The organism is Chryseobacterium sp. SC28 (genome assembly GCF_003932955.1).
Classification (GTDB): domain Bacteria; phylum Bacteroidota; class Bacteroidia; order Flavobacteriales; family Weeksellaceae; genus Epilithonimonas.
In genome coordinates, this window is sequence record NZ_QOVY01000018.1 from 46,538 (window position 1) to 56,183 (window position 9,646).

Annotated in this window: 9 protein-coding genes and 3 tRNA genes; 9 read left to right on the forward strand and 3 right to left on the reverse strand. The window is 40.5% G+C overall.

The window, feature by feature from the left end; all coding sequences use genetic code 11:
• Nucleotides 1-63: 63 nt before the first annotated feature.
• Together DTW91_RS10210 and mtaB are read left to right on the forward strand one after the other, a co-directional pair.
• A complete protein-coding gene (locus tag DTW91_RS10210; RefSeq protein ID WP_125203282.1) occupies nt 64-255 on the forward strand; it encodes a DUF6496 domain-containing protein in 192 nt (63 codons plus the stop codon).
• A gap of 105 nt (nt 256-360) precedes the next feature.
• Complete coding sequence (gene mtaB / locus DTW91_RS10215; RefSeq protein ID WP_125203283.1) at nt 361-1,719, forward strand: tRNA (N(6)-L-threonylcarbamoyladenosine(37)-C(2))-methylthiotransferase MtaB; 1,359 nt, start codon at nt 361-363, stop codon at nt 1,717-1,719.
• A 72-nt stretch (nt 1,720-1,791) separates the two neighbouring features.
• Here mtaB and DTW91_RS10220 read toward each other — a convergent pair whose 3' ends face one another.
• Nucleotides 1,792-2,523, reverse strand: a complete 732-nt coding sequence (locus DTW91_RS10220; RefSeq protein WP_125203284.1) for a hypothetical protein — start codon at nt 2,521-2,523, stop codon at nt 1,792-1,794.
• 55 nt (nt 2,524-2,578) lie between these two features.
• Here DTW91_RS10220 and DTW91_RS10225 point away from each other — a divergent pair, with 55 nt between their 5' ends.
• Nucleotides 2,579-3,013 carry an RNA-binding S4 domain-containing protein gene (locus DTW91_RS10225; protein ID WP_125203285.1) on the forward strand — a complete coding sequence of 145 codons (435 nt, stop codon included), beginning with the start codon at nt 2,579-2,581 and terminating at the stop codon, nt 3,011-3,013.
• On the opposite strand, the gene DTW91_RS10230 is transcribed toward DTW91_RS10225, so the two are convergent.
• Complete coding sequence (locus tag DTW91_RS10230; protein ID WP_125203286.1) at nt 3,010-3,525, reverse strand: shikimate kinase; 516 nt, start codon at nt 3,523-3,525, stop codon at nt 3,010-3,012. The genes DTW91_RS10225 and DTW91_RS10230 overlap by 4 nt on opposite strands.
• A gap of 106 nt (nt 3,526-3,631) precedes the next feature.
• Here DTW91_RS10230 and DTW91_RS10235 point away from each other — a divergent pair.
• From DTW91_RS10235 to DTW91_RS10245, 3 genes are all read left to right on the forward strand, one after another.
• Nucleotides 3,632-3,704 (forward strand) — tRNA-Lys (locus tag DTW91_RS10235).
• Between the two features lie 33 nt (nt 3,705-3,737).
• Nucleotides 3,738-3,821 (forward strand) — tRNA-Leu (locus DTW91_RS10240).
• A 113-nt stretch (nt 3,822-3,934) separates the two neighbouring features.
• A tRNA-Lys gene (locus tag DTW91_RS10245) sits at nt 3,935-4,007 on the forward strand.
• Nucleotides 4,008-4,110: 103 nt separating this feature from the next.
• Here DTW91_RS10245 and panC read toward each other — a convergent pair.
• Entirely contained in the window at nt 4,111-4,956 is an 846-nt protein-coding gene (panC, locus tag DTW91_RS10250) for a pantoate--beta-alanine ligase (protein WP_125203294.1), read from the reverse strand.
• A gap of 334 nt (nt 4,957-5,290) precedes the next feature.
• Between panC and DTW91_RS10255 the strand changes: the two genes are divergently transcribed.
• From DTW91_RS10255 to glmS, 3 genes are read left to right on the forward strand one after another with little or no spacing between them, the layout of a single operon-like run.
• Nucleotides 5,291-6,061, forward strand: coding sequence for a glycogen/starch synthase (locus tag DTW91_RS10255; RefSeq protein WP_125203287.1), 771 nt, complete (start codon nt 5,291-5,293; stop codon nt 6,059-6,061).
• A 15-nt stretch (nt 6,062-6,076) separates the two neighbouring features.
• Nucleotides 6,077-7,657, forward strand: coding sequence for a DUF4270 domain-containing protein (locus DTW91_RS10260; RefSeq protein WP_125203288.1), 1,581 nt, complete (start codon nt 6,077-6,079; stop codon nt 7,655-7,657).
• An 18-nt stretch (nt 7,658-7,675) separates the two neighbouring features.
• Nucleotides 7,676-9,529, forward strand: a complete 1,854-nt coding sequence (glmS, locus tag DTW91_RS10265; RefSeq protein ID WP_125203289.1) for a glutamine--fructose-6-phosphate transaminase (isomerizing) — start codon at nt 7,676-7,678, stop codon at nt 9,527-9,529.
• Nucleotides 9,530-9,646: the final 117 nt, after the last annotated feature.

The window sequence follows — 9,646 nt, forward strand, 5'->3', positions numbered from 1 at the left end:
ATCTAAGAGATAATAATAAGATACAAAACGACAATCCTAACTTTTAAAAAAAAATTGAAAAAGATGGCAACAGAAAAAAAATATTCCGACAAAGCCCAAAAAAAGGTGGGTAAGGTAATGCACGAATTCAAAGAAGGTACTTTAAAATCCGGATCCGGCAAAAAAGTAACCAGCAAGAAACAAGCAGTCGCTATCGGGATTTCCGAAGCGAGAGACAAAGGTTTAAAAGTCCCTAAGGAAAAGAAATCCAAATAAAATCTCGTCCGGCTTATCAGCCGGATTTTTTTATTAGAAAAGTAGTAAAGAGAGAAATTTCTTCATTTGCAACATTTTGGTTTTTATTAATAACTTTGCAGCCTTATGTCGGATTTCCTTTCTCAACCGAAGACTGTTGCGTTTCACACACTTGGCTGCAAGCTCAATTTTGCAGAAACTTCTACTATTGCCCGGCAATTGACAGAGGCCGGTTATGAAAAAGTAAGTTTTGACGAGCCGGCAAAAGTTTATATCATCAATACTTGCTCCGTGACGGAAAACGCAGATAAAGAATGTAAACTTCACGTGAAGCGTGCTCTGCGGGCTAATCCGGAAGGCTTGGTTGCCATTATCGGTTGCTATGCGCAGCTAAAACCCGAAGAAATATCTGCGATCCCCGGCGTCGACCTAGTTTTGGGAGCAAAGGAAAAATTCAATATTCTCAGCTACCTTGATGATCTGGAAAAGTCGGAAACTAAGGCAATGGTCCACTCTTGCGAGATCGATGAAGCCGATTTTTTTGTAGGTTCGTATTCCATCGGCGACCGAACCCGTGCTTTTCTCAAGGTGCAGGACGGCTGCGATTACAAATGTACTTATTGCACAATTCCCTTGGCCAGAGGGATTTCACGATCCGACACAATCGGGAATGTGATTGCCAATGCCAAAGAAATTGCCGCGAAAGGCATTAAAGAAATTGTTTTGACAGGCGTCAATATTGGCGATTACGGAAAAGGCGAGTTTGGCAACAAAAAACACGAACATACTTTTCTGGATTTGATTGCGGAACTCGATAAAATAGAGGGCATCGAAAGAATCCGAATTTCTTCCATCGAACCCAACCTGTTGAAAAATGAGAGCATCGAGTTGGTCGCTAAGAGCAGAAGTTTTGTTCCGCACTTCCATATTCCGCTCCAGTCGGGCAGTGATGAATTGCTGAAAAAAATGAAGCGCCGCTACTTGACCAATCTATACAAAAACCGCGTTGAGAAAATCAAAGAAGTGATGCCGCGAGCAGCAATCGGTGTCGATGTCATTGTGGGATTTCCGGGCGAGACGGAAGCCTTGTTTATGGAAACTTATAACTTCATAAATGAACTTCCCATCAGCTATCTTCACGTTTTTACCTATTCCGAAAGAGAAAATACGGAAGCGGCTAATATGCCTGGCGCAGTTCCAATTCCTGAAAGAAAACGCCGAAACAAAATGCTGAGAATCCTTTCCGAGAAAAAGAAAATGGAATTCTACAGAAGTCAATTAGGAAGAAAACTGAGCGTCCTTTGGGAACACGAAAATAAAAAAGGAATGATGTACGGCTTTACGGAAAACTATATCCGAGTTTCCAAAACATTTGATGCTAAATCTGTCAACCAAATAGAAAATATCATTCTGGATCAAATCTCGGATGAAGGCTGTGTCTCTATCAAAGAAAGCTCATACCAAGAGTTTTTGGCAAAGATTTGAATCAAAAATATCACAATAAAAAAGCGGAATATTTATTATATAGTCCGCTCTAATATTTTGATTAAATTCCCATTAATCTTCCGTTGCCATATCCCGTGCTCTGGTTTTGTAAACCTGAAAGTTGAAAACAATACTTCTGTCTGTATACGCATAAATATTACTATCTCTGGCGAAAGCCGCTCTGGAAGGAACGATGATGACGCCCTGCATATTGTAATCGGCAGAATCCTCCAGATCGAAGGATTTGAAAAACTTCAACCCTTCCTGCAGGCCTTCTATCTCGTAGAAGTTTCTGCCGTACGTCGTATGATACGTATCATTGTAGTTCTTCAGAACGGAAGATTTTACGTAGTAATAAGCAGGATCCTTCACCACATTGCCGGAGGCCAAACTGTTAGAAAAAGTAGATTCGTTGCTATAAACGATTTTATCATCCACCTTGGTAGAAATATAACTTTTGGCGACGATCATTAAATGGATTACATCGGTGCTTCCGATTTCTTTTCCAGGCTCGGGTTGCGCGCCCGGTCTCAAGAGGTAAATAACACCAGACGGAAGTTTTACGTAATCGTAATCGATCAGTTTTATTTCATTATCATCGGTCGTCACAGTGTCATCAAACTCGGTAATCACTCCTTTGCTGTTGAGATAATTTTTGTTCATGAAATCTATGGCTGCTGCATCGTCATAGGAATTTTGTTCCTCGATAGTCAAAATTACTGCATCTTCATTATTGTCATCGTCATTATTGCATGCTTGCAGTATGACCGCAGACAGAGCAATTCCTAAAAGTATTTTCTTCATTTTTTATTTAATCTTAAATTGCGATTAATTTAACGCGACAAAAGTATAAAAAATAATGAGAATAGATAAATATTTGTGGAGCATAAGATTTTATAAGACCAGAACGCTCGCCGCAGATGAGATAAAAAAGAACCGAGTGAGCATAGGCGAAAATCCTGTTAAAGCTTCCAGGGAAGTGAGACCGGGCGATCTCATCAAAATCCGAAAAAACCAAATAGACTACAAAATAAAAGTTCTCGAAATCCCAAAAAGTAGAGTAGGAGCCAAGTTGGTACCCGTGTACGTGCAGGATATGACGGACAAAGATCAATACGAATTGCTAAAGCTCCGAAAATCGGCGCAAGATTATTACCGGCAAAAAGGCATCGGAAGACCTACCAAGAAAGACCGCCGAGAAATAGATGACTTCGCAGGCGACGGCTTTTCAGACGAGATTGACGATAACGGATGGGATGCCTTCTTCAAAGAAAATAAAGAAGACGAAGATTAGATTCCCAATAGTTTTACGATTTCGTCGGACACTTCTGTGGCGGTTTTGAAATCGGTATCGATGGTGAAATGCGCTTGGGAATAGTAGGGATTTCTCTCGAAAAGATGCTTCGCAATATATTCGGGAACCTCGGAATCTGCTAAATTGGCAATCAAGGGGCGTGTATTTTTATGCAGCAAAATGCGATGGGCGAGTGTCCCCACAGATGCGCGGAGAAAAAAGCTGGTTGACATCCTGTTGATGAGGTTTATATTGTCGTAATAGACCGGCGTGCCGCCCCCAAGACTAAGAACTATATTGTCCTCCGTCGCCAAAATTTCTTCCAAAATCGTTCTTTCAACTTTTCTGAAATAGATCTCTCCGCGCTGCTCAAAGATTTCGGAAATCGTCTGCTGATGCCGGTTAGAAATCATTTCGTCGAGGTCTACCAGCCTGAAATTTATTTTGCGGCTCAAGTTTATGGAAACGTGAGATTTACCACAACCCATATATCCCAGCAGAGAAATGATCATTATTTTATTTTTAACAAAGTTCCTAAAAAATTTTGAGATTTTAAAAAAACACCTATCTTTGCACCACTTAAAAAAGAGATAGAAATATTGAGGTTTTAGTGCGGCCGACTCGGTAGCTCAGCTGGTAGAGCAATACACTTTTAATGTATGGGTCCTGGGTTCGAATCCCAGCCGGGTCACGAGTTTAGTCCGTAGCAATACGGTTTTTTTTTGCCTGTGTGGTGAAATTGGTAGACACGCCATCTTGAGGGGGTGGTTTCCTATTGGATGTGCTGGTTCGAGTCCAGTCGCAGGCACATAAAAAAATAAATGATTATTGATAAATGATTCCGTAATGTTTTATAAAATTAAACGATAAACCATTAATTGTAATCCATTACAATTTATCATTCATCAATTATAAAAGACCGACTCGGTAGCTCAGCTGGTAGAGCAATACACTTTTAATGTATGGGTCCTGGGTTCGAATCCCAGCCGAGTCACGATTTACGAGAGTAAATTTTTTTCATATTAATATTTTGTGATTTGGTGTAGAAACTTCTTTGAAAAAAGAAGTTTCTTTTTTTGAATTTAATAATTCTAAATTCAGTCCAAATGCAGATTGTCTATCAATCGCACTGCGCCCACATTGACGACGATGAAAGCACGAAAACTTTTATCATTGCTATAAAAATCGACTTCTTTCAAAGTTGCTTCATCTGCAATAATGAAATATTCCAAATCCATATTTTCTTTGTCAAAAATGGCCTTCACTCTGCTTTTGATTTCGCCCACCGATAGGACTTTGAACCAGTCATTCACATGCATCAAAGTTTGGTAGATCAGAGCAGAAGTTTCTTTTTCCTTTTGGGAAAGGCGCATATTCCGGGAACTCATTGCGAGGCCGTTTGCTTCCCGATAAATCTTCACCCCATGGATTTTAATTTTCAAATCCAAAATTTGCACGAGTTTTTCCACAATCTTCAACTGTTGAAAATCCTTCTCTCCAAAATAAGCATTATCGGGCTGCACCTGTCGGAATAGCTCTTCCAAAACGGTTCCGACACCATCGAAATGCCCCGGCCTTGCAGCGCCCTCCATTTCCTTTTCGATGCCTCCAAAATCATAATGTTTCCTGAGCATCCCGTGGGGATAGATATCTTCCGTTTTCGGGATGTAAACGGCATCTACCAAAGAAGAATCTGCCAGCTTTGCTATGTCGTCATCGATTGTTCTTGGATATTTTTCCAAATCGTCGGGATTGTTGAATTGGGTAGGATTGACGAAGATAGAGCAGACCACAATGTCGTTGTCCCTTTTCGCTTCTTTGTAGAGCGAGATATGCCCGGCGTGCAAAGCACCCATCGTAGGTGCAAAGCCTATTTTCTTGTTCAATTTTTTTTGAGTTTTAATAAACTCCGAAAGAGAATCTTTGTCGTAGAAGACCTGCATTATGTTCTTATTTTGAGCATCAAAGATAATCGTTTTTGTAATTTCCAAAGCGGCAAATAGCTATTCAAAAAGATTTTTCAAATCTCAGCTATCATCGAAACAAAATCAGTCAACTGGAGTAAGCAATATTACAACGGGTCACAAAATCTTTGCGAAAGAACAGAAAAGCCTTAAATTTGCCTTAATGATAATTTTTGCTCGACCACTCCCTGTTTTTGTTGGAATAATTATGGGATTTGGGATGCGCTATTAATATGAATGAAAATTAATGATTTGATTTTATTTTCGTAATTTTGCAAAATGAAGATTTATACTTCATCTAAAGTAAATTTATATGCCTAATCAAAAGATTTTATACGTTACTACAGAAATGTTCCCGTATCAGGAAGATACCAATATGGGAAGTTTGGTACACAAAATGGCGCTGAAAATGCACGCAAGTGGTAACGATGTCAGGGTCTTTATGCCGAGATTTGGACAGATAAGCGAGAGAAAATTCCAGCTTCACGAGGTCATCAGACTATCCGGTATGAACATTATCATCAATGATCTGGATCAGCCTTTGATCATAAAAGTAGCCTCTTTACCCGGCGAGCGTCTTCAGGTTTATTTTATTGATAATGAAGAATATTTCAAAAGAAAACAGTATTATTTTGATGACGATGGGAAACCCTTCGCCGATAATAACGAAAGAGCCGTTTTTTTTGCCAGAGGGGTCATAGAAACCATCAAAAAACTCAATTGGGTTCCCGATGTGATTCATCTGAACGGTTGGATGTCTGCACTTATTCCCATTTATCTTAAAACTTATTACAAAGACGATACCTATTTCAACGATACCAAAATTGTGCTTTCTGTGTACAACGAAGATGATATAGAGCTGAATAGTAATACAAAAGAAATTTTGGCTTTTGATAATATTTTCGATTTGGAATCGTTAAATAATCCTAGCTTTCTCGGTTTTGTAAACGACAGTATGCAGTACGTAGATGTGATCGTGAAGGGAAATGAATTTCTCGAAGACAAATTAGAAGAAGCTTACGGAAAAGCAGATGCAGAGAAATCGGATTATCTCAATGCCGACTCCATAGCAACTGTTTATTAATTACGAATTTATAAGATGATAAAAATAAAAACTTTGATGAAGTTGATCCCGTTTTTGATAATGGGAATGGTAGTTTTAAATTCTTGCGAAGGAGATTTGGATGATTTGGGATCGCAATTGGTAGATGGCAACGCCGCAGATGGTTACGACAAAGCCTACAGCCTTTTAGCATATAACATCAGTAACAAAGACACGATCCAAGCGGATGCTTCTAAGCTAGACAGTGTGCAGCTGGGCGCTTTCGCCGAGCCCATTTTCGGAAAACAAAAAGTATCCTACGTTACTCAGCTGAGACTCAGTACCTACGATCCGGATTTCGGGACAAATCCTGTTATCGATTCGGTTGTGTTGACTTTGAAACCGAGATATGAAACGGCTTCGGATTCTATCAAAACAACCACCAATGAAGACTATATCTATCCGGATGGTGCAGTGGCCGCAAAAAAAGTGGTTACCACATATCCGGTAAGCAAATATGGAAAAACCAAAATTAACGGTAAAACGCTCTTTACAATCAAAGTTCACGAGGTTACCGATTTCCTTGGCGGCACTGCGGATAAACTTTCTTCCAACAAAGTCGTCGCCCTAAATCCTACTGTGCTGGGGTCTAAGGTTTTCGAGGGCACCGTTAATTCTGTGGTTATTACCAAAGATTCCGATGCCGCCGAGCTGCTTAACAGAGCGGTTTCTTTCCGAATGAAATTGGATAGTGCTTTTTTCCAAAGCAAAATTTTTGCAAAAAAAGGCGATCAGGTTCTCAAAGATGCGGCGTCTTTCATAAGATATTTCAAAGGAATCAGCATTTCGGTATTAGAGGAAGATGGCTATCTGTTCTCGATGGCACCCAATGATGCCGGCGTTACTATTTATTATAAAAATGACGTCACGGCAACCGATGGCACGGTGACGCGTACGAAAGCAGAGTTTGCTCTCAATTTGGGTTCTGGGAATGTCCATCTCAGTCAGATTATGTACGACAGATCCGGAACGCCGTATGCAGCAGCAGTTTCCGACACCGCTCCTCCAAACGATGTCACAGGAGATGCCCTTATCTATACTCAAGGAATGGGCGGCGCCAGTTTTGGAATTAAAATCCCAGAAAGTACTATTGCTCAACTTAGAGCGATGTACAAAAACGACAAAATCGGAATCGTCTCTGCCAAGATTAGGCTTTATAATGATGAAACCGGTTGGAACAATTCCTATAAAAAACCATCTAGTTTACTGGTAAGAGAGAGAGGCGTCGCCAAAGATTCCATGAGATTCCTTCCCGATATGACGGTCTTGGCCTCCGCCGGCTATAGCTTGATAAAAACCAATAATCTGAGCACCAAAGACGCCTATTATGAAATAGGGATTACAAAAAGCTTAAAAGACATCGTCGAAGGAGATTCTGAAATCAGAGCTTTCCGGATGGATATTGGAAGATATCTGCAGGATCCTTCTACCGGCACCTTGCTTGGTCAAAATTATAATACCAGAGCTTATACGCCATACCGAATTGTCCTCAAAGGAACGGATTATAATAACACGGGTCAGGCAATTCCAATAGAATCGAAGGCAGCGCAGTTGAGATTAATATTTACCCAAAAGTAAAAAAACTAATAATAAAATATGTGTGGAATCGTAGGTTATACAGGTTTTAGAGATGCGTATGACATTGTAATCAATGGGTTGCGCCGTTTGGAATATCGCGGATACGATAGTGCCGGAATGGTTTTGGAAACGGATGATGGCGACTTCGAAGTGAAGAAAACCAAAGGTAAAGTTGATGATTTGGTAGCCATATCTAAATCTTTTAAAAATACCTCCAAAATAGGCATGGGTCATACGCGATGGGCGACCCACGGCATCCCGAGCGATAGCAATTCCCATCCTCACCTTTCGAATAACGGGAAGATAGCATTGGTTCACAACGGGATCATCGAAAATTATGATACCATAAAAACGATGCTCATCAACCGCGATTTTGATTTCAAATCAGAAACCGATACCGAGGTGTTGGTCAATCTGATCCAATACTTTATGGATAAAGAGCCATTGTTGGATTTTCCTGAAGCGGTAAGATTTGCACTCAACGAAATTTATGGCGCTTATGCGATTGCCGTGATGCACGAAGATTTCCCCGGCGAGTTGGTTGTCGCCAGATTGGGATCTCCTTTAGCCATCGGAATTGGGGAAAATGAATTTTTTGTAGCGTCGGACGCATCTCCATTTGTAGAGTTTACCAAGGAAGCGGTATATCTTGAAGAAGGTCATATGGCCACCATATCTCTTGCAAAAGGAATCGATATCCGAACTATTAAAGAAAATACCAAAATAGAGCCGGCCATTCAAGAACTGAGACTTAATCTCGAACAAATTGAAAAAGGCGGTTATGAGCATTTCATGCTAAAAGAAATATTCGAACAGCCAAAATCTATCCTAGATACGATGCGAGGCAGATTGCTGGCTGAAGAAGGAATCATCAAAATGGCCGGTATCTGGGATCATCTCGAAAGATTGACCAACGCCGAACGGATCATTATCATTGCTTGTGGCACCTCTTGGCACGCAGGGCTTATCGGCGAGTATCTCATAGAAGAATTTGCGAGGATACCTGTGGAAGTAGAATACGCTTCCGAATTCAGATACAGAGATCCCATTATCAGTTCGAAGGATGTAGTGATTGCCATATCCCAATCCGGCGAAACAGCCGATACAATGGCCGCCATCAAATTAGCAAAAGAAAGAGGGGCGTTCGTATTCGGGATCTGCAACGTGGTAGATTCGTCTATCGCCCGATATACAGATGCCGGTGCTTATACACACGCAGGACCGGAAATTGGAGTTGCTTCTACCAAGGCTTTCACAGCCCAACTTACCGTACTGTCTTTGATAGCGATTAAATTAGGACATCATAACGGAAATCTGGGCAAAGCCGAGTTCATGAGATTAATCCATGAATTGGAAGCTATTCCCAAAAAAGTGGAAGATGTCCTGAATTCTACAAACAGTGTGGTGAAAAGCATCGCTTCAAAATTTGCAAATGCCACCAACTTCTTATATTTAGGAAGAGGTTATAATTTTCCGACAGCATTGGAGGGTGCTCTCAAACTTAAAGAAATCTCTTATATCCACGCAGAAGGATATCCGGCTGCCGAAATGAAGCACGGCCCCATCGCATTGATTGATGAAAATATGCCAATCGTCATTATCGCGCCGAAAATTGGGCATTACGACAAGATCGTTAGCAATGTTCAGGAAATCAAAGCGAGAAAGGGAAAAGTAATCGCGGTAATCAACAAAGGTGACACACAAGTGGCTGCAATGGCCGATTATATCATAGAAATTCCTGAGACTTCCGAATGTTTCTCTCCTATTTTAGCATCAATTCCACTGCAATTGCTGTCTTACTATATTGCAGTAGAAAGAGGAGCGAATGTCGACCAGCCTAGAAACCTTGCAAAATCCGTAACAGTAGAATAATTTCATACCTGTTGTGCATTTAGAATAAATTCATTTTAATTTTGTTCAAACTTCTTTTGAAAACAAAGAAATTGAGATATTGAATCATTGTAAAAGATGTGATTTTGGAGGTAATTC